Source organism: Amycolatopsis sp. NPDC049159 (assembly GCF_040648295.1).
GTDB lineage: Bacteria > Actinomycetota > Actinomycetes > Mycobacteriales > Pseudonocardiaceae > Amycolatopsis > Amycolatopsis pretoriensis_A.
Window position 1 is genome coordinate 253,915 of sequence record NZ_JBEZDL010000011.1, and the last position, 17,749, is coordinate 271,663.

General features: G+C 72.0%; 19 protein-coding genes. 7 read left to right on the plus strand and 12 right to left on the minus strand.

Features of this window, described 5'->3' with window-relative positions; translation table 11 throughout:
- Window positions 1-47: 47 nt before the first annotated feature.
- Together AB0B33_RS22065 and AB0B33_RS22070 are read right to left on the minus strand one after the other, a co-directional pair.
- The gene (locus AB0B33_RS22065; RefSeq protein WP_360774666.1) at window positions 48-785 is read right to left on the minus strand and encodes an isocitrate lyase/phosphoenolpyruvate mutase family protein; all 738 of its coding nucleotides are present in this window, start codon (window positions 783-785) and stop codon (window positions 48-50) included.
- Complete coding sequence (locus tag AB0B33_RS22070) at window positions 782-1,243, minus strand: carboxymuconolactone decarboxylase family protein (protein ID WP_247013719.1); 462 nt, start codon at window positions 1,241-1,243, stop codon at window positions 782-784. Before AB0B33_RS22070 ends, AB0B33_RS22065 begins: the two co-directional genes overlap by 4 nt.
- Window positions 1,244-1,289: 46 nt before the next feature.
- On the opposite strand from AB0B33_RS22070, the gene AB0B33_RS22075 reads away from it, so the two are divergent.
- Window positions 1,290-2,684, plus strand: coding sequence for a PLP-dependent aminotransferase family protein (locus AB0B33_RS22075; RefSeq protein WP_360774670.1), 1,395 nt, complete (start codon window positions 1,290-1,292; stop codon window positions 2,682-2,684).
- Between the two features lie 58 nt (window positions 2,685-2,742).
- Here AB0B33_RS22075 and AB0B33_RS22080 read toward each other — a convergent pair whose 3' ends face one another.
- Together AB0B33_RS22080 and AB0B33_RS22085 are read right to left on the minus strand one after the other, a co-directional pair.
- Complete coding sequence (locus AB0B33_RS22080) at window positions 2,743-3,468, minus strand: peptidylprolyl isomerase (protein WP_360774673.1); 726 nt, start codon at window positions 3,466-3,468, stop codon at window positions 2,743-2,745.
- A gap of 235 nt (window positions 3,469-3,703) precedes the next feature.
- Window positions 3,704-5,260 carry an MFS transporter gene (locus AB0B33_RS22085; RefSeq protein WP_360774676.1) on the minus strand — a complete coding sequence of 519 codons (1,557 nt, stop codon included), beginning with the start codon at window positions 5,258-5,260 and terminating at the stop codon, window positions 3,704-3,706.
- Window positions 5,261-5,381: 121 nt separating this feature from the next.
- Here AB0B33_RS22085 and AB0B33_RS22090 point away from each other — a divergent pair, with 121 nt between their 5' ends.
- Window positions 5,382-6,053 carry a TetR/AcrR family transcriptional regulator gene (locus tag AB0B33_RS22090; RefSeq protein WP_360774679.1) on the plus strand — a complete coding sequence of 224 codons (672 nt, stop codon included), beginning with the start codon at window positions 5,382-5,384 and terminating at the stop codon, window positions 6,051-6,053.
- Here the strand turns inward: AB0B33_RS22090 and meaB are convergent.
- Window positions 6,050-7,015 (minus strand): methylmalonyl Co-A mutase-associated GTPase MeaB, encoded by a 966-nt coding sequence (meaB, locus tag AB0B33_RS22095; RefSeq protein ID WP_360774682.1) that lies wholly within the window; start codon window positions 7,013-7,015, stop codon window positions 6,050-6,052. The genes AB0B33_RS22090 and meaB overlap by 4 nt on opposite strands.
- A complete protein-coding gene (locus AB0B33_RS22100; RefSeq protein WP_247013726.1) occupies window positions 7,016-8,203 on the minus strand; it encodes an acetyl-CoA C-acetyltransferase in 1,188 nt (395 codons plus the stop codon).
- 137 nt (window positions 8,204-8,340) lie between these two features.
- On the opposite strand from AB0B33_RS22100, the gene mce reads away from it, so the two are divergent.
- Window positions 8,341-8,796: a methylmalonyl-CoA epimerase gene (gene mce / locus AB0B33_RS22105; RefSeq protein ID WP_360774686.1), complete on the plus strand. Its 456-nt coding sequence runs from the start codon at window positions 8,341-8,343 to the stop codon at window positions 8,794-8,796.
- Between the two features lie 653 nt (window positions 8,797-9,449).
- On the opposite strand, the gene AB0B33_RS22110 is transcribed toward mce, so the two are convergent.
- Window positions 9,450-10,022, minus strand: coding sequence for a TetR/AcrR family transcriptional regulator (locus AB0B33_RS22110; protein ID WP_247013728.1), 573 nt, complete (start codon window positions 10,020-10,022; stop codon window positions 9,450-9,452).
- 19 nt (window positions 10,023-10,041) lie between these two features.
- The gene (locus tag AB0B33_RS22115; RefSeq protein WP_360774689.1) at window positions 10,042-10,410 is read right to left on the minus strand and encodes an SPW repeat protein; all 369 of its coding nucleotides are present in this window, start codon (window positions 10,408-10,410) and stop codon (window positions 10,042-10,044) included.
- Between the two features lie 205 nt (window positions 10,411-10,615).
- Here AB0B33_RS22115 and ccrA point away from each other — a divergent pair, with 205 nt between their 5' ends.
- The 4 genes from ccrA (at window position 10,616) to AB0B33_RS22135 (ending at window position 15,009) form a co-directional block, all read left to right on the plus strand.
- On the plus strand, window positions 10,616-11,956 hold the full coding sequence (gene ccrA / locus AB0B33_RS22120; protein WP_247013730.1) for a crotonyl-CoA carboxylase/reductase: 1,341 nt from the start codon (window positions 10,616-10,618) through the stop codon (window positions 11,954-11,956).
- A gap of 137 nt (window positions 11,957-12,093) precedes the next feature.
- Window positions 12,094-13,323: a chromosome segregation protein gene (locus tag AB0B33_RS22125; RefSeq protein WP_247013731.1), complete on the plus strand. Its 1,230-nt coding sequence runs from the start codon at window positions 12,094-12,096 to the stop codon at window positions 13,321-13,323.
- 93 nt (window positions 13,324-13,416) lie between these two features.
- Complete coding sequence (locus AB0B33_RS22130; RefSeq protein WP_247013732.1) at window positions 13,417-13,869, plus strand: universal stress protein; 453 nt, start codon at window positions 13,417-13,419, stop codon at window positions 13,867-13,869.
- Window positions 13,870-13,872: 3 nt separating this feature from the next.
- Window positions 13,873-15,009: an adenylate/guanylate cyclase domain-containing protein gene (locus AB0B33_RS22135; protein ID WP_360774692.1), complete on the plus strand. Its 1,137-nt coding sequence runs from the start codon at window positions 13,873-13,875 to the stop codon at window positions 15,007-15,009.
- Here the strand turns inward: AB0B33_RS22135 and paaE are convergent, their stop codons facing one another.
- From paaE to paaB, 4 genes are read right to left on the minus strand one after another with little or no spacing between them, the layout of a single operon-like run.
- Complete coding sequence (gene paaE / locus AB0B33_RS22140; RefSeq protein WP_360774694.1) at window positions 15,010-16,059, minus strand: 1,2-phenylacetyl-CoA epoxidase subunit PaaE; 1,050 nt, start codon at window positions 16,057-16,059, stop codon at window positions 15,010-15,012. It lies immediately after the preceding gene.
- Window position 16,060: 1 nt separating this feature from the next.
- Window positions 16,061-16,549, minus strand: coding sequence for a 1,2-phenylacetyl-CoA epoxidase subunit PaaD (paaD, locus tag AB0B33_RS22145; protein WP_360774697.1), 489 nt, complete (start codon window positions 16,547-16,549; stop codon window positions 16,061-16,063).
- Window positions 16,543-17,400: a 1,2-phenylacetyl-CoA epoxidase subunit PaaC gene (gene paaC, locus AB0B33_RS22150; protein ID WP_360774700.1), complete on the minus strand. Its 858-nt coding sequence runs from the start codon at window positions 17,398-17,400 to the stop codon at window positions 16,543-16,545. Before paaC ends, paaD begins: the two co-directional genes overlap by 7 nt.
- Window positions 17,397-17,681, minus strand: a complete 285-nt coding sequence (paaB, locus tag AB0B33_RS22155) for a 1,2-phenylacetyl-CoA epoxidase subunit PaaB (protein ID WP_247025279.1) — start codon at window positions 17,679-17,681, stop codon at window positions 17,397-17,399. The genes paaC and paaB overlap by 4 nt, the downstream gene beginning before the upstream one ends.
- Between the last annotated feature and the right edge of the window lie 68 nt (window positions 17,682-17,749).

Sequence of the window (17,749 nt, forward strand, 5' to 3'; positions counted from 1 at the left end):
CACCGAAGGCCGTCGTGAGTCACCCTCGCGGCGGCCTTCGGCCATTCTCAGTAGGGCAGCTTGCCTTCGGCGACCCCGGAAAGGGCCGCTTCGAGCTGCTTGCGGGCGTACTGCCACAGCCCGCCGCCGAGCGAAATCCTCGCCACCCCCAGTTCGGCGAGGCCTTCGAGGCCCGGGCTGCCCGGCCACGCGGGCGCGTTGACGGCGCCGCCGACCCCCTGCACGAACTCCGCGATCAGCTCCGGCGTGCGCAGGTGGATCGGGTAGACGCAGTCGGCGCCCGCTTCGAGGTAGGCCTTCGCCCGGGCGACGCCGTCGGCCAGCGCTTCCTTCGCGTCGACGCCGCGGAAGGAGTCGACGCGGGCGTTGATCACCAGGCCGTCGCCCGCCGCCTCGCGCAGGGCGGCGATCCGCGCGGCCTGCTCGGCGACCGGCCGCACCCCGCCGGTGGCGTGGTCGGTGTCCTCGAAGTTGCAGCCGACCGCGCCCGCGTCGGCCAGCCGTCCGGCGAGCTCGGCGCCGGACAGGCCGTAGCCCGACTCGGCGTCGACGGTCACCGGCACGCCGACCGCCTTGGCGATCCGCGCGGCGGCGGCGAACATCTCGTCCGCCGGCGCCTGCTCCCCGTCGGCGAACCCGAGCGCGGCCGCTACGGCGACCGAACTGGTCGCGACGGCCGCGAACCCGGCGGCTTCGACGAGCTTGGCGGTGTCGGCGTCCCAGGCGTTCGGCAGCACGAGCGGCTTGCCGGGGACGTGCAGCGCCTTGAGCGCGGCGGCGGTCACGAGTCCCGCTTCGGCAGTGGCGTGTGGCTGGTGATGGTCATCCGGTTCCAGCTGTTGATCGCGATGATCTCCCACGCCACCGCGCGGTACTGGTCTTCGGTGAACACCTGCGCGGCCTGCTCGTAGACGTCGTCGGGGACGGTCTGGGTCGCGGCCAGCTTGGTCATCGCTTCGGTGAGGGCGAGGGCGGCCTGCTCCTGCTCGGTGAACAGGTCCGTCTCGCGCCAGCCGTCGAGGACGAACAGCCGCCGCGGCGACTCGCCCAGCTCCAGGGCGTCGCGGGAGTGCATGTCGAGGCAGAACGCGCAGCCGTTGATCTGCGACGCGCGGGTCTTGACGAGTTCGAGGAGTTTCGGGTCGAGCCCGGCGTTGGCCCCGGCCTTGTTCACTTCGGCCTGCAGGTTCGCCATCGCCTGGTAGAGCTCGGGGGCGCCCCCGAGTCCGATTCGCTTGGTCATGACGTTCACGCTAGCCCGAACTGGTCCACGGGTATGGTCCAGTGACATGGCAGATCTGTGGTCCAGTTCCGGCGTCGACGGCGGCCCGTCGAGCGGCCTGGACGTCCACCTCGATTGGCAGCCCGCGACCGGCCGGAGCGGTCTCGCGGCGGCGATCCGCGCGGCCATCCGCGAGGGCCGCTGGCAACCGGACGCGGCGGTGCCCTCGACCCGCGCGCTGGCCCAGGACCTGGGCGTCGCCCGCGGCACGGTCACGCGCGTGTACGCCGACCTCGCCGCCGAAGGCTACCTGCGCACGGCCCAGGGCGCACCGACCCGCGTCGCGACGGCGGGTTCGCTCCCCCAGTCCGCTCCGCGCCAAGTGCCCCGCGATCCCGCGCCCCGCTGGGATCTGCGGCCGGGCCGCCCGGACCTGACGGCGTTCCCGCGTCAGGCGTGGCTCAGCGCGACCCGCCGCGCCCTGCTGCGCACCCCGGCGTCGGCGTTCGGCTACGAGTCGGAGCTGGGCGCGCCGGAGCTGCGGGACACCCTCGCGGGCTACCTCGCCCGCGCCCGCGGGGTGGTGGCCGACCCGGCGCGGATCGTCGTCTGCCACGGGTATTCGCACGCCATCGCGGTGCTGTCCCGTGCTTTTTTCGGCTTGGGCGTCGGCGAAGTGGCGTTCGAAAACCCGTCACTGGGCATGTACCGCTCGATCGCGGCGGCCCAGGGCCCGCGGGTGGTCGGCGTGCCGGTCGACGAGCACGGCCTCGACGTGTCCGCTTTGGACAGTCCGGTCGTCGTCGTGACGGCGGCACACCAGTACCCCACCGGCGTCACGCTCGCCCCGCACCGCCGGGCCGCGCTGACCCGCTCCGGCGCGTACGTGCTGGAGGACGACTACGACGGCGAGTTCCGGTTCGACCACCAGCAGGTCGGCGCGCTGCAGGCGCTGGCCCCGGAGCGAGTCGTCTACGCGGGAACGGCGAGCAAGACGCTCGCCCCGGCCCTGCGCCTGGCCTGGCTGGTGCTGCCGAGGTCGCTGGTGGAGCCGGTCCGCGCGGCGATGGCCGACAGCGGCTCCCGCCCGGCGGTGCTGAACCAGCTGGCCCTGGCGGAGCTGATCGACTCGGGCGCGTACGACCGGCACGTCCGCCGCAGCCGCGCGGAGTACCGCTCGCGCCGCACCCGCCTGCTGGCCGCGTTGCCGGATTCGGTCCGCCCCCAGGGCATTTCGGCGGGGCTGCACCTGCTGCTGGTGCTGCCACCGGGCGGCCCGACGGAGACTCAGGCCCTCGCGGCCTGCCGCCGCCGAGCGATCGGCATCGAAGGCTTGGGCAGCCACTGGATGGACGCGAACCGCCCGGGCGGCCTGATCGTCGGCTACGCGGCCCCGGCGAAGCACGCTTTCGCCGGCGCGGCCCAGACGTTGATCGAGGCCCTGCACGAGATCACCAGCTGAGCTCTCCCTTCTCCGGTGAAGCCGCGGGCCACCCTGACCGGGTGGCCCGCGGACGTCATCAGAACCAGCAGTCCGGCCGGACTCGCAGCAGTTCGGTCCGCAGCACGGGCGTCCCGTCGACGGGCGCGGGATCCTCCGCCGTCGGCTCGATGCCACCGGCGGCGACCTTGTCGAGGGTCTTCAACCCCTCGGCCCCGACGGTCCCGAACACGGTGTAGTTCGGCCGCAGCGCGGAATCGCCGTAGACGACGAAGAACTGCGAACCGTTGGTGTCCGGCCCCGCGTTGGCCATCGCCAGCAACCCGCGCGCGTACACCCGCCGCGCCCCGGTCGGGTCGGTCGGCGCCGGCGGCAGGTCCACCGGGAGCTCGTCCTTGTACTTGTAGCCCGGCCCGCCTTCGCCGGTCGCGCTCGGGTCGCCGCACTGCAGCACCTTCAGCGTCGGGTAAGAAGTAAGCCGGTGGCAGACGGTGTGGTCGTAGAACCGGTGCCGCGCGAGGTGCAAAAAGCTCTGCACGGTGCACGGCGCCTTGGCCCGGTCGAGCTTGAGCGGCAACGAACCCTGGCTGGTCGGGATCGCCACGCCGACCTTGCCGTGGTCCGGCGTCCACCGCGGATCGGGCGGCAGGGGCACCGGCCGCGACGCCGGTTCATCCGGCGTCTCGGTGTACTGACAAGGCCCATGCGTCGTCTTCGGCGGCGGCGCATCGGCCGCGGAGGCGACGCTGGTGCCCGCCGCGAACAACGCACCCACCGCCAGCGCGGTGACGAGTGTCTTCTTCATCCTGCACGCCCTCCCAGTGATCGCCCGTTTCCGGAGCGTCCCGCAGTCTAGGGCCCACCCCCCGACAGGAATAACCGGCGAAAGTCGCCCGTGTCAGCCCATCGGGTGAACCCGCGGCGGGCACCCCCGGAAATTGTCGGACCCCCGGCGCACGATGGTGATCACGCGGCAGAGCGCCGCCCGGCGAAAGGGGCACGACGTGACCGGAACAGTTGGTGCAGCAGGGATTCGGCAGCTAGCGCGGGCAGTCGCCGGGTTCCTGTGCGCCGCGCAGGGACTCGCCCTGAAGTCGCTGGCCGGCGCGGTCGCCGTTACGCGGCAACGGAAAGCGGCGAGTGGACGACCCGCCCGTGGCCGGTCGAGAGCCGCGCCGGAAAGACCCCAGCACGATCAGGAAGGTGAGCACGATCCCCGCGGCGATGACGAACACCGCAGCCCGGATCCCTTCGCCGGTCGCGATCCTCAGCGCTTCGCCGTCCGGCCGCCGGGCGCCGGCGGTGGTGGTGGCGATCAGGACGAGCACCGCGAGCCCGGCCGCCGCACCCACGCCGGAACCGGTGGTGACGATCCCCGAGGCGACACCCTGCCGGTGGCCGGGCACGCCCGTCGCCGCGGCGATGTACATGGCCGTGAAGACCATCCCGTCACCGACGCTGACCACGATCAAACCGGGCACCAGCCAGGCGTAGGAGCCGTCCGGCGTCAGCGCGAAGCCGAGCAGGCACGTGCCCGCGGCGCCGGTGGCGAGCGCGCCGAGCAGGGTGCGCCGCACCCCGATCCGCGTCACGACCGGACCGGCCAGCACCGAGCCGGCGACCACGATCGCGGTCGGCAGCAGGAACCCGAGCCCGGTGGCCAGTGCGTCGTACCCCCACACGTCCTGGAAGTGGAGGGAGAGGAAGTACAGCAGCGATCCGAACGTGGCCGTGAACATGAACGCGACCACCAGGGCCAGGGCGAGACTCGGGGTGCGCAGCAGGCCGCGGGGCAGCAGCGGGTCCGCGCCGCGCCGCTCGATCACCGCGAAGGCCCCGAGCAGCAGGGCTCCCGCGACCAGGGAGGCCACGATCCAGGGCGAACCCCACCCCGCGTCCGGCCCCCGGACCAGCGCGAAAGCCAGCAAGGTCACCGCACCGGTGACGCTCAGCGTGCCGGCCAGGTCGAATCTCCGGCTCCCCGCACGCGGCCGGTCGGCGGCGATGAGCACGAACGCCGGCACGATCGCGCAGCCGGCCAGCGGAACGTTGACGAAGAACACCGCCTGCCACCCGAAAGCCTGGGTGAGCACGCCCCCGAGCAGCACCCCGATGACCAGGCCGGCGGCCCCGGCTCCGCCCCACACGCTCAGCGCGCGATTGCGGTCGTGTCCCTCGGCGAAGGTCGTGTTGATGATCGCCAGGGTGGTGGGAAAGACCAGCGCGCCGCCCAGGCCTTGCAGCGCGCGGCCGGCGAGCTGCCACAGCGGCACCGTGGCCAGGCCCCCGAGCACCGAAGCGACCGCGTAAAGCGCCAGGCCGGCCACCAGCACCCGGCGCCGGCCGAGCAGGTCCGCGGCCCGCCCGCCGAACAGCAGGAAACCGCTGGAGGCGATCGCGTACGTGCTGATCACCGCTTGGAGCGTCTGGGCCGAGTACCCCAGATCCCGGCCGATCGCGGGCAGCGCGACCACGACGATGTACTGATCGAGCGAAACGATCAGCATCGCGAACGCCAGCAGCGCCAGCAGCGCACCGCGGTGGTCGTGGCGCGCCACCGCGGGGTGCACGGCGGTCAGCTCCGGCTCGAACGACATGTGTGCCTCCCGATGGTCACCACTGGACGCTGCCGAACTGTACGCTTCAGTACACATGAACTCAACTGTTCAGTTCAGATGAACTGGACTGAGCAGTTCAGGAGGTCGCTATGCTGAGCGCATGACGGACACGCGACGGCGCACACCCACCGGCGAGCGCGCCGACCTCAAGCGACGGGCGATCGTGGACGCCGCTCGCGAGGTCTTCCTCGCTCGCGGCTTCGAAGCCGGCATCGACGTCATCGCGCACCGGGCCGACGTCTCGAAGGTGACGATCTACAACCACTTCGGCAGCAAGAACGAGCTGTTCCACGCGGTCATCCACGACGCTCTCAAGGAGGCACTCCAGCAGTCGACGTCGGCGCTCGAGAAGAGCCTGGCCGAATCGGAGGACATCCGGGAGATCCTCGTGCGGACGGCGCGGGGGTGGGTGGCCGGGATGGCGCAGCCCCAGGTGCTCGCGCTGCGCGCGCTCGTCGCGAGCGAAGCGCAGCGGTTCCCCGAACTCGGCCAGGCGTGGAAGGCCAACGGCCCTGACCTGACGTCGGCCATCCTCACCGAGGAGTTCCGCAGGCGCATCGACGCCGGCGAGCTCGAGATCCCCGACATCGAGCTGGCCCTGGTCCAGCTCTACGCCCTCGTCCTCTACCCGCACTTCACCCACGCCGCCTACGGCGAACGGATCGGAAAGGAGCGCACCCACGACCTGATCGACCGCGGCGTGGACATGTTCCTCGCCTACTACTCGGCCGGAGAGCGGAAAGCACCGTCCCCCGCCGGGCGACGGCGCTAGCTCCGCAGTTCCGCGATCAGCTCGTCCGCGGCGGCGAACGGATCCAGCTCCCGCGCCACGACCCGCTCGGCGACCTCGGTGAGCCGTCCCCCGCCGCGCAGGTCCACGAGCTCGGCTCGCACCTGCCGGAGTGCGATGGCCTCGACCTCGTCGCGTGCCCGAGCCGCCCGGCGCCGGGCCAGCTCGTCGTGGGCGACCAGCCACTCGTGGTGTGAAGCCAGCGCGCGCACCACCTCGTCGACGCCCTCGCTCTTCGCCGCGACGGTCCGCACGATCGGCTGGCGCCAGCTCGCGCCCCGGATCTCCCGGCGCGCCAGGGAAATCATCTGCTTGAGGTCGTGCACCGTCGCGTCCGCGCCCTCGCGGTCGGCCTTGTTCACGACGAAGACGTCGGCGATCTCGAGCACCCCGGCCTTCGCGGCCTGGATCCCGTCGCCCATCCCCGGGGCGAGAAGCACCACAGTGGTGTCGGCCAGCTTCACGACGTCCACTTCGGACTGTCCGACACCGACGGTCTCGATCAGCACCACGTCGAAACCGGCGGCGTCGAGCACGCGCACGGCCTGCGAGGTCGCCCACGAGAGCCCGCCAAGGTGGCCGCGGGTGGCCATCGAGCGGATGAACACGCCCGGGTCGGTGGCGTGCTCGGTCATCCGGATCCGGTCGCCGAGGAGCGCGCCGCCCGAAAACGGCGAAGACGGGTCGATCGCGAGCACCCCGACCCGCTTGCCCTCCGCGCGCAACGCGGTGAGCAGCGCCGAAGTCGAAGTCGACTTGCCGACGCCGGGCGGCCCGGTGAGCCCGACGACCCGGGCCCGCCCGGTGTGCGGGGTCAGCGCCCGCGCGATTTCGGCGACGCGGGGGTGGGCGTCCTCGACGAGCGACAGCAGCCGCGCGACGGCACGGGGCTGCCCGTCCCGCGCGCGGCCGACCAGGTCGTCGAGGTCGAGGGAACCGGCCACTTACGCGGACGGCACCCGCAGCAGCAGGGCGTCGCCCTGGCCACCGCCACCGCACAGCGCGGCCGCGCCGAGGCCACCACCGCGGCGGCGCAGCTCGTGGATCAGGTGCACGGCGAGCCGGGCCCCGGAGGCGCCGATCGGGTGGCCGAGCGCGATCGCGCCGCCGTTGACGTTGACCTTGTCCGCGTCGAGGCCGAGCTTCTCGGTCGAGACGAGCCCGACGGCGGCGAAGGCCTCGTTGATCTCGACGAGGTCGAGCGCGTCGGCGGTCAGCTTCTCCTTGGCCAGCGCGGCGAGGATGGCGTTCGACGGCTGCTCGTGCAGGCTCGCGTCCGGCCCGGCGACGACGCCGTGCGCGCCGATCTCGGCGAGCGGCGTGAGGCCGAGTTCCTCGGCCTTCGCCTTGCTGGCCACGATGACCGCGGCGGCGCCGTCGGAGATCTGCGAAGCCGAGCCCGCGGTGATGGTGCCGTCGGAAGCGAACGCCGGGCGCAGCTTGGCGAGGCCCTCGGCGGTGGTGTCGGCGCGGACGCCCTCGTCGGTGTCGAAGACGACCGGGTCGCCCTTGCGCTGCGGGATGGCGACCGGCGCGATCTCGTCGGCGAAGTAGCCGTTCTTGATCGCCTCGGCGGCGCGCTGGTGGGAGCGGGCGGAGAACGCGTCCTGCTGCTCGCGGGTGACGCCATAGCGGGAGTTGTACTTCTCCGTAGAGGAACCCATGGCGACCTGGTCGAAGGCGCAGAACAGGCCGTCGTAAGCCATGTGGTCGACGAGCGTGGTGTCGCCGTACTTGAACCCGGAGCGGGACTTCGGCAGCAGGTGCGGCGCCTGGGTCATCGACTCCTGGCCGCCCGCGACGACGAGGTCAAATTCGCCGGCCCGGATCAGCTGGTCGGCGAGCGCGATGGCGTCGAGGCCGGAGAGGCAGACCTTGTTGATCGTCAGCGCGGGCACGCTCATCGGGATGCCCGCGGCGACCGCGGCCTGGCGGGCGGGGATCTGGCCGGCGCCGGCGGTCAGCACCTGGCCCATGATCGTGTACTGGACCGCGTCCGGGGAGACCCCGGCGCGTTCGAGGGCCGCCTTGATCGCGAACCCGCCCAGCTGGGCTCCCGTGAAGTCCTTGAGGGAGCCGAGCAGGCGCCCGATCGGCGTACGGGCGGCACCCAGGATCACGGAACCGGACACGGCGTCCTCCAAGCATCGGCGCATGGGCAGTTTTGCCGACCATACCCGGGAGGCGGCCTTCTTGATGGAGCCAGTGTGAGGCGGGGCACGCGACGATTCCGCCTCGACGCCGCCCCGCGGCCCCCTATCCTGCCTCCATGAATGACGCCCTGCGGCCGTTCGTGACGGCCATCGACCACGTCGGCATCGCGGTCCCGGACCTGGACGCGGCCATCGAGTTCCACCGCGCGCACTTCGGCCTGGAGGTCGCGCACGAGGAGGTGAACGAGGAGCAGGGAGTACGCGAGGCGATGCTGCGCGCCCCCGGTACGGCGGGCACGGAGACCCAGATCCAGCTCCTGGCCCCCCTGCGCGACGACTCGGCGATCGGCAAGTTCCTGACCAAGAGCGGCCCGGGCCTGCAGCAACTGGCGTACCGCGTGTCCGATGTGGACGCAGCGGCGGCGGCCCTGCGCGACCAGGGTCTGCGCCTGCTGTACGAGGAGGCGAAGCGAGGCACGTCGAACAGCCGGGTGAACTTCGTCCACCCGAAGGACGCGGGCGGCGTCCTGGTGGAACTGGTGGAGCCGGCGAAGAACGGCAACGCACACTGAACCCCGAACCCGTTCCGGCATAACAACTCCACCCGGCCCGGACCGCACCCGCCTGACACCTGGCCGGTCCCGGCGCCGGTCCGCGCACCGGGACCCGCCGGCGCCGGGCAGGTCTGCAGACCCACGCCAGGATCCGCCGGAGCCACGCCGGTCCGCGCGGGCACGCCGGGATCCGCCGGAGCTGGGGTCGGTCCGCACGGGCGCGCCGAGATCTGCCAGCACTGGGCCGGGCCGGCCGCACGGGTCTGGCCGGAACAGCGGGCGCCGACGGGCCGCGCCGGTACCTGCGGGCGCCCGCACCGCTGGCCCGGCCGGGACGGTACCGGTCCGCAAGTCCGCGCCGGGATCGCTGACGCCGAGCCGTTCCGCGCGACCGCCCGGGATCCGCCGGTGCTGGGCCGGTCCGCGCGCCCTGGCAGGCACCCGTGGGCGCCGGCGATCTGACCGGGCCGGCACCGGTCCGCGCAGCCGCGCCGGAACCTCGCCGCTCCAAGCTCGCCCGCTCGTCCGCCCCCGAACCCTGCCGCGCGAAGCCCGCCCGCATGTCCGCGCCAGAACCCGCCGTACCAAGCCCGCCCACACACCCACGCCAGAACCCGCCGTACCAAGCCCGCCCACACACCCACGCCAGAACCCGCGCAGGCGCGGGGCCGCTAAGCCGGGGCCGCCTTCGAGGCGAGGGCGTCGGCGATGAACGTCAGCTCGCCGTCGAACTCGGCCGGCAGGTCGTCGTCCGAGTGGCGGGCTGTCGCGTGGCGGTGGCTGACCGCGCGGGCCAGCAAGCCCGATGCGCGCTCCACGTCCGCCGACGGGAGGCCACCCCCGGTCGCCGCCAAGATCACCGCGCGGACCTGGCGGACCAGGAGCTGGAAGCGCTCGTGGAGGGCGTCGCGGACGACGTGGTGCGTGTCCGCCTCGCGCCACAACAGGTGTGACAAGCCCAACGACCGGCTGAAGCGGTGGTCGAGTTCGCGGACGAGCTTGCGCAGGCTGCCCGCCAGGTCGCCGGGGACGACGACCACCGCCGGCTCGATGCGCTCGTCCGGCAGGCGCTCGACGAGCGCCGTGAGCAGGTCCGGCTTGTGCCGGAAGTAGTAGTGCACCAGCCCCTTCGGCACTCCTGCCCGCTCCGCGATGCGGGACGTCGGGGTGGCGTCGAAGCCGGACTCGGCGAAGAGCGCCTCGGCGGCGCACAAGATGCGCTCCTTCGCCGAATCCTCGGTCATTCCGGTGCCTCCTACAGCGTCAGTGCTGGCCTGCCGTGCGGTGCGCGGCGGTCGCGACCGGCATCGCCGCCGCGCCGGCGACGATGACCAGCACCCCGGCGATCCAGGACGTCCAGGAAGCGCCGTTGAACTCGGTGTACCCCATCACCCACGGCGCGATGAACAGCAGCACGCCGAGCGCGATCTGGATGCCTTCGCCGTAGACCATGCCCGGCACGGCCAGCGAGACCAGGCCGTCGAGTGCGATCAAGGCGCCCAGGACGACCATCGTCCACATCGCGGTCGAGTCCGTGCTCAGCCAAAGGGGTGAAAGAGCGGCGACCACCCCGATGACGACCTCGGCCCAGTCGTGCGGCCGGGCCCAAGCGCGCGTAGAGACTTCACTCATTCGTGCTCACCTCCGTCGGTGAAACTGCTGGTCGGGTGGGTGTACCCACCGCCGATGATCCGCTTGACTGGCCAGCCGGTCAAGATAGTCCGGTCACAGTTCGACGTGTAATGGTGCTGTCCGTCTCGTACAGTTGTGGACGCGAGTTACCGGCGAGTAATTTCTGCCGCCAACGCCGTTGACCCCCATCTCCGCGGAGGAACCGATGACGCAGCTCGGCGAGATCCAGCAGGCCATCCTGAACGGCGAGTCCGCCGCCCTCGGCTCGTTGCCCGTGCCCGAGAGCTACCGCGGGGTGACCGTCCACGCCGACGAGGTCGACATGTTCGAAGGCCTCGAAAGCCGGGACAAGGACCCGCGCAAGTCGCTGCACGTCGACGAGGTCGCCGTCCCCGAACTCGGGCCCGGCGAAGCACTGGTCGCGGTGATGGCGAGCGCGATCAACTACAACACCGTGTGGACGTCGATCTTCGAGCCGATCCCCACGTTCAAGTTCCTCAAGAAGTACGGCAAGCTCTCGCCGCTGGCCAAGCGGCACGACCTGCCCTACCACGTCGTCGGGTCCGACCTCTCCGGCGTCGTCCTGCGCACCGGCGTCGGCGTGCACAACTGGAAGCCCGGCGACGAGGTCGTCGCGCACTGCCTCAACGTCGAGCTCGAGAGCCCCGACGGGCACAACGACACGATGCTCGACACCGAGCAGCGGATCTGGGGCTTCGAAACCAACTTCGGCGGCCTCGCCGAGATCGCGCTGGTCAAGGCGAACCAGCTGATGCCCAAGCCGGACCACCTCACCTGGGAAGAGGCCGCCTCACCCGGACTGGTGAACTCCACCGCCTACCGGCAGCTGGTCTCGCGCAACGGTGCCGACATGAAACAGGGCGACGTCGTCCTGATCTGGGGCGCCTCGGGCGGCCTCGGCTCCTACGCGACGCAGTACGCGCTGAACGGCGGCGCCATCCCCGTCTGCGTCGTCTCCAGCCCGGAAAAGGCCGCGATCTGCCGCAAGCTCGGCGCCGAGCTGATCATCGACCGCAGTGCCGAGGACTACAAGTTCTGGAAGTCCGACACCGAGCAGGACCCGAAGGAGTGGCAGCGCTTCGGCGCCAAGATCCGCGAGCTGACCGGCGGCGACGACCCCGACATCGTGTTCGAGCACCCGGGCCGGGAAACCTTCGGCGCGTCGGTCTACGCCGCGCGCAAGGGCGGCACGATCGTCACCTGCGCGTCGACCTCCGGCTACATGCACCAGTACGACAACCGCTACCTGTGGATGAACCTGAAGCGGATCATCGGCTCCCACTTCGCGAACTACCGCGAGTCCTGGGAAGCGAACCGGCTGATCGCGAAGGGGCTGATCCACCCGACGCTGTCCAAGACCTACTCCCTGGAAGAGACCGGGCAGGCCGCGCTGGACGTGCACCGCAACGCCCACCAGGGCAAGGTCGGCGTGCTCGCGCTCGCCCCGCAGGAGGGCCTCGGCGTCCGCGACGAAGAGAAGCGGGCGAAGCACATCGACGGGATCAACGCCTTCCGCGGCGCCTGAAAACGGCCGCACGCAGGCGATCCCGGCCGCCGGGTCGCCCGCGTGCGGCAAGATCCTCTCGCCGCGCCACGCGGCTCGTTCGGCGCACCGCACGGGTGCTCACCCTTCCGTGACCCGGCTGCGACTACGGTAGGCGCATGAGCCTTGGCGATGAACGGGAGCTTGTGCCGCTGGGAGCCGGCTTCGACGTGGCGAAGCGCGGGTACAGCCGAGCACAGGTCGACGAGCACCTCGAACGGCTGGACGCCGACCTGAAGATGCTCACCGCGGACCGGGACGCCGCCATCGCGCAGGCCGGCGACCTGGCTCGCCAGCTGGAGATCGCGCGCGGCGAGATCGCGGACCTGCGCGGGCAGGTCGACCGGCTCGCCCAGCCGCCGACGAGCGTCGAAGGCCTGTCCGAGCGGCTGCAACGGATGCTGCGCCTCGCGCAGGACGAGTCCGCCGACACGCGCGCCCGCGCCGAAGCCGAGGCCGGGCACATCCGGGCCAAGGCCGAGACGGACGCCAGCGCCATGCGCGCCCGCTACGAGCAGCTGCTCACCGAGCTCGACCTGCGGCGCAAGGAGATGGAAGCCGAGCACCGCAAGGTCCTCGAAGACGCCCGCGCGCAGGCCAAGGAGATCACCGACAAGGCCGAGGCGGAGCGCAAGCGCCTCGACACCGAGTCGCAGGACCGCCGCACCAAGGTCGAAGAGGACTTCGAGATCGCGATGGCCTCGCGCCGCACCGAGGCGATGCGCGTGCTGGCCGAGCAGGAGGCGGCGAGCAAGGCCGAGGCCGCACGGCGCGTCCAGGAAGCCACGCAGGACGCCGCCGACATCCGCGCGAAGATCATCGAAGAGGAGAAGTCGGCGAAGGCCGACATCGACCGCCGCCAGCGGGAGTCGGTCGCGGACGCGAACAAGCGCCGCCAGGACTCCATCACCGAGGCGAACGCCCGGCTCGCGGAGGCCGCCGACGAGGCGCGCCGTCGCGTGACGACGGCGACCGACGAGTCGAACCGGCGGATCACCCAGGCCAACGAGCGGGTCGACGCGCTGCGCAAGGTCCGCGGCGGGCTGGCCGAGCAGGTCCGCGCGGCGCGGGCGGTGCTGGCCGAGGCGCACACCGTCCTCGGCGACGAGGTCAAGGTGCCCGCGGACGTCACGGCCGACCTCAAGGCGTCCGACCTCAAGGTCGAGAAGCCGGCGGCCGGCACCGGGAAGACGGCGCCGGTGGGCGACGTCGAGGAAACCATCCGGATCAAGGCGTCGGACGTGCCGAAGCCGCAGCCGGCGCCCAAGCAGGCTCCCAAACAGGCCCCCAAGCCGGCGCCGAAGCCGACTCCGCGGGCAAGCGGAGCGCAGAAAGCGACTGGCGAGTAACCTTCCACCCGACACGGGCGCGGACGAGCCGGCACGGTCGGTACCGACCGGCTATCGTCCCTGCTCACGCGGGATCACCTGGAGGTTTTGCGCATGGGTGCGGCATATCGGACCGTGGTGGTGGGCACGGACGGCTCGGAGTCTTCGTTCGCGGCGGTGGACCGCGCGGCGGCGGTGGCCGGCGACGCGGGCGCCACGCTCGTCATCGCGTGTGCGTTCTACCCGGCCAGTCAGTCCGACGTCGACAAGGCCCAGGACGCCCTCGGTGACGAGGCGTACCAGGTCGTCGGCTCGGCTCCGGCCGAGGACACCCTGCAGTCGGCGCGGGACCGCGCGACGAAGGCCGGGGCGGAGAAGATCGACACGGTCGCGGTGAAGGGCGACCCGGTCGACTCGCTGCGCAAGGTGGTCAAGGAGCGCGAGGCCGACCTGCTGGTCGTCGGCAACCGCGGCCTCAACACGATCGCCGGCCGGATCCTGGGCTCGGTGCCGTCCGAGGTGGCGCGCAAGTCCGGCGTGGACGTGCTGATCGTCCACACGACCTGAGCCGTGACCGATCCGAGCGAGGAGCTTCAGCAGCGGCTCGAACGCGTCCTGCTCGGCGGCAGGCGGAAGTACACCCGGCTCGAAGTGGCCGAGAAGGCCGGCGTGCCCGACGAACGGTCACGCCGGCTCTGGCGCGCGCTGGGCTTCGCGACGGTGCGCGACGACGAGGTGGTCTTCACCGACGCCGACGTCGAAGCCATGCGGACGGCGGACCAGCTGGTCCAGTCGGGGCTGATCGACCCGAGCATCGAGGTCTCGGTGACGCGCGCGCTCGGCCAGCACCTGTCGCGGCTGGCCGAGTGGCAGGTCGACATGCTGTGGGAGCTGATCCGGGAGCAGCCGGAACTGGGCCGCAGCGAGCGCCAGGTGACCCGCCTGGTCGACCGGCTGCTGCCGGAGCTGGAGCGGGTCCAGAACTTCGTCTGGCGCCGCCACCTGGCGGCCTACGCCGGCCGCGCGTTCGCGGCCTCGGGCGACAACGTCGAGGCGCGCACCCAGGTCGTGGGGTTCGTGGACATGGTCGGCTACACGCGGCTGACCCGCCAGATCGACGAGGAAGAGCTGAGCCGGGTCCTCGACGCGTTCGAGACGCTGGCCACCGAGGTGATCGCCGAGCACCACGGCCGCGTGGTGAAGATGATCGGCGACGAAGTCCTGTTCGTCGCGGACTCGGCGCCCGACGCGGCGGAGATCGCACTGGCCCTGACCGAGCGCACGTCGGCGGACGAGAGCCTCCCGGCGGTCCGCGCGGGCATGGCGTCGGGCCGCATCCTGTCCCGCTTCGGCGACGTCTACGGCTCGGTGGTCAACCTGGCGGCCCGCCTGACGTCGGTGGCCCGCCCGGGCACGATCCTGGTCGACCGCGAACTGGCCGCGGAGCTCGCGGACGAGAAGGCGTACGAACTCCGCCTCCGCCGTCCGGTGACGGTCCGCGGCTACAACCGCCTCCGCCCGGCAGCGCTGCGACGGTCGAGCGAGGCCCCGACGGGGATGTTCGCGAGTTCGCAGCAGCTGGCGGCGGAGATGCTGGGCCTGACGGACCCGCTCGCCCGGGAAGCGGCGCCGGAGGAACCGGGCACGCCACCCGAGGACCAAGTGACGGAGCCGAGGCCACGCCGCCGCCGTCGCCGCGGCCGCTGATCAGGCGTCGAAGTCGACTGTGATCTCCTCCGAGACCGGGTACGACTGGCACGTCAGCACGAAGCCCGCCTCGACCTCCGCCTCCTCCAGCGCGAAGTTGCGGCGCAGGTCCACCTTGCCGTCCGTCACCCGGGCCCGGCAGGTGCCGCACACGCCGCCCTTGCAGGCGAACGGCAGATCCGGGCGGAACTTCTGGGCTCCATCCAGGACCGACGTCGTCCGGGGCAGGGTCATCGTCGACGAACGGCCGTCCAGGACCACGCGGACCTCGGAGGACTCGCCCGCCACGTCCGGGTCGAGGTGCGTCACCGGCTCCGGTGGGGTGTCGACGTAGAACAGCTCCTGGTGGATCCGCGCGCGCGGGACGTCCAGGGACGTCAGCAGCTCCTGCGCGCCCGTCACCATCTCGAACGGGCCGCACAGCCACCAGTGGTCCACCGACGACACCGGAACCAGCGACGAGAACAGCGCACGCAGCTTCGGCACGTCCAGGCGCCCGGTGAACAGCTCCGCCTCGCGCGGTTCGCGCGAGAGCACGTGGATCAGCTCCAGGCGCGCGGGTGCGCGGTCCTTCAGGTCCGCCAGCTCGTCGGCGAACATCACCGTGTCCGTGCGGCGGTTGCCGTACAGGACCGTCACCGTCGCGTCCGGGGTGTCCAGCAACGACGCCACGATCGAGAGCACCGGGGTGATGCCCGAGCCCGCCGCGATCAGGACGTGGTGGCCGCCCGCCGACAGGTCCGGGGTGAACGACCCCGTCGGCGTGGCCACGTCGATCGTGTCGCCCGGGCGGACCTCGTTCACCAGCCAGGACGAGAACAGGCCGTCCGGGACCAGGCGGACGCCCACCCGGGGTGCCGTGCCCGCCGCCGCGCAGATCGAGTACGACCGGCGCTCGTCGCGGCCGTCCACCGCCCGGCGCAGGGTCAGTGACTGACCCGGTTTGAAGGCGAACTCGGCGGACAATGCGGGAGGCACGTCGAACGTCACCGCGACCGCGTCGTCGGTCAACCGCGTGACGCCCGCGACCTTCAGGGGATGAAACGCCACCTCAGATCTCCTTGACGTGCTCGAACGGCTCCGCACACGAACGGCAGCGCCACAAGGCCTTGCACGCCGTCGCGCCGAAGCGGGACTGCTCTTCGGTGTCCGGGGAACCGCACAGCGGGCACGAAACCCGCGTGACCGGCGCCGACAGCGTCAGCGGGATCGGGCCGGTCCGCCGGGGCGCCGCTCCCGGCGGGGCGATCCCCGCCGAGGCCAGCTTTTCCCGGCCGGCGGCCGAAATCCAGTCCGACGTCCACGCCGGCGCCAGCTGCGTCCGGATCTCGACGTCCGCGAAGCCCGCCGAAAGCAGCGCGTGCTCCAGGTCGTCGCGCATGGTGTCCATCGCCGGGCAGCCGGTGTAGGTCGGCGTGATCGCCACGACCACGCGGCCCTCGTCCTCGGACACCGAGCGCAGCACGCCCAGGTCCGCGAGCGTCAGCATCGGCAGCTCGGGGTCGGTCACCGTCGCCGCGACGGCCGCCGCGGTCACCACTTCGCGTCCGGCATCGCCCGGGCGACGCTCTGCAGCTCCGCCAGCAGGAACCCCATCTGCTCGGTGTGGACGCCGTCGCGGCCCGTGCGGCCCGAGACGCCGGCCAGCTCACCGGCGGCAGGCCGGGAAAGCGTTGCCGCCGTGAGGGCCTGGTCCAGCACCGCGTCGAACTCGGGCCGCAGCGAAGCCGCGTCCACCAGCTCGTCCGGGTGCGTGCGGAACAGTTCCCCGACGTACGGCCAGGCCGCGTCGAGCCCTTCCTGCATCCGCTCGTGCGACAACGGCGTGCCGTCGCCGAGGCGGACGAGCCACTGCGCCGCGTAGTCGCGGTGGTAGGTCAGCTCCTTGACGCCCTTGTCCGCGATCGCGGCCAGCACCGGGTCCACCGACGTCACCAGCCGCTGCAGCAGCGCCAGCCGCCACGTCGAGAACACGAACAGCCGCGCGATCAGGTGCCCGAAGTGGCCGCCGCCGAGCTCCGCGAGCCGGACGTTGCGGAACTCGGTTTCCGCGCGCAGGAAAGCGAACGAGTCTTCGGTGCGCGACGAGCCGTCGGCCTTGCCGGCGCGGGCGAGCAGCAGCCGCGCCTGGCCGAGCAGGTCGAGGCCGATGTTGGCGATCGCGACTTCGTCCTCCAGCTCGGGCGCGTTCGTGCACCACTCCTGCAGCCGGTGGGAGAAGATCAGTGCGTCGTCGCCCAGCATCAGGCAGTAGGCGGCCAGCCGCGCACCGTCCACACCGGACGGCACCGAAGTGTCCACTCCGGACAGCGGGTCCTCGAAGCCGGTGCCGAACGCCCAGCGGGCGTCGTTCTCCTCGGTCAGCGACTCGTACACGTTGTCGAAACTCATATGTGCGGCACCTCCTCGGGGATGTCGTAGAACGTCGGGTGCCGGTAGACCTTGTCGCCGCTGGGCGCGAAGAACGGGTCCTTCTCGTCCGGCGACGACGCCGTGATGTCCGCGGCACGCACGACCCAGATCGACACGCCTTCGTTGCGCCGCGTGTAGAGGTCACGCGCGTGGTGCAGCGCCATCTCGTCGTCGGCCGCGTGCAGCGAGCCGACGTGCACGTGGTTCAGGCCGCGCTTGCCGCGGACGAACACCTCGTACAGCGGCCAGTCGTGCTTCACCGGGCCCGGTGCGGCGGGCACGCCCTCCAGCGGGACGGCGCCGTGGCCGCCTTCGGCCGTCAGGTCGC

What these genes read in the sequence shown, in the direction of transcription:
- AB0B33_RS22075 (WP_360774670.1), top strand. Translation starts at nt 1,290, where the DNA reads ATGGCAGATCTGTGGTCCAGTTCCGGCGTCGACGGCGGCCCGTCGAGC.
- ccrA (WP_247013730.1), top strand. Translation starts at nt 10,616, where the DNA reads ATGACGCAGCTCGGCGAGATCCAGCAGGCCATCCTGAACGGCGAGTCC.
- AB0B33_RS22080 (WP_360774673.1), bottom strand. Translation starts at nt 3,468, where the DNA reads ATGAAGAAGACACTCGTCACCGCGCTGGCGGTGGGTGCGTTGTTCGCG.
- AB0B33_RS22070 (WP_247013719.1), bottom strand. Translation starts at nt 1,243, where the DNA reads ATGACCAAGCGAATCGGACTCGGGGGCGCCCCCGAGCTCTACCAGGCG.
- AB0B33_RS22125 (WP_247013731.1), top strand. Translation starts at nt 12,094, where the DNA reads ATGAGCCTTGGCGATGAACGGGAGCTTGTGCCGCTGGGAGCCGGCTTC.
- AB0B33_RS22110 (WP_247013728.1), bottom strand. Translation starts at nt 10,022, where the DNA reads ATGACCGAGGATTCGGCGAAGGAGCGCATCTTGTGCGCCGCCGAGGCG.
- mce (WP_360774686.1), top strand. Translation starts at nt 8,341, where the DNA reads ATGAATGACGCCCTGCGGCCGTTCGTGACGGCCATCGACCACGTCGGC.
- paaC (WP_360774700.1), bottom strand. Translation starts at nt 17,400, where the DNA reads ATGAGTTTCGACAACGTGTACGAGTCGCTGACCGAGGAGAACGACGCC.
- AB0B33_RS22130 (WP_247013732.1), top strand. Translation starts at nt 13,417, where the DNA reads ATGGGTGCGGCATATCGGACCGTGGTGGTGGGCACGGACGGCTCGGAG.
- AB0B33_RS22090 (WP_360774679.1), top strand. Translation starts at nt 5,382, where the DNA reads ATGACGGACACGCGACGGCGCACACCCACCGGCGAGCGCGCCGACCTC.
- AB0B33_RS22085 (WP_360774676.1), bottom strand. Translation starts at nt 5,260, where the DNA reads ATGTCGTTCGAGCCGGAGCTGACCGCCGTGCACCCCGCGGTGGCGCGC.
- AB0B33_RS22115 (WP_360774689.1), bottom strand. Translation starts at nt 10,410, where the DNA reads ATGAGTGAAGTCTCTACGCGCGCTTGGGCCCGGCCGCACGACTGGGCC.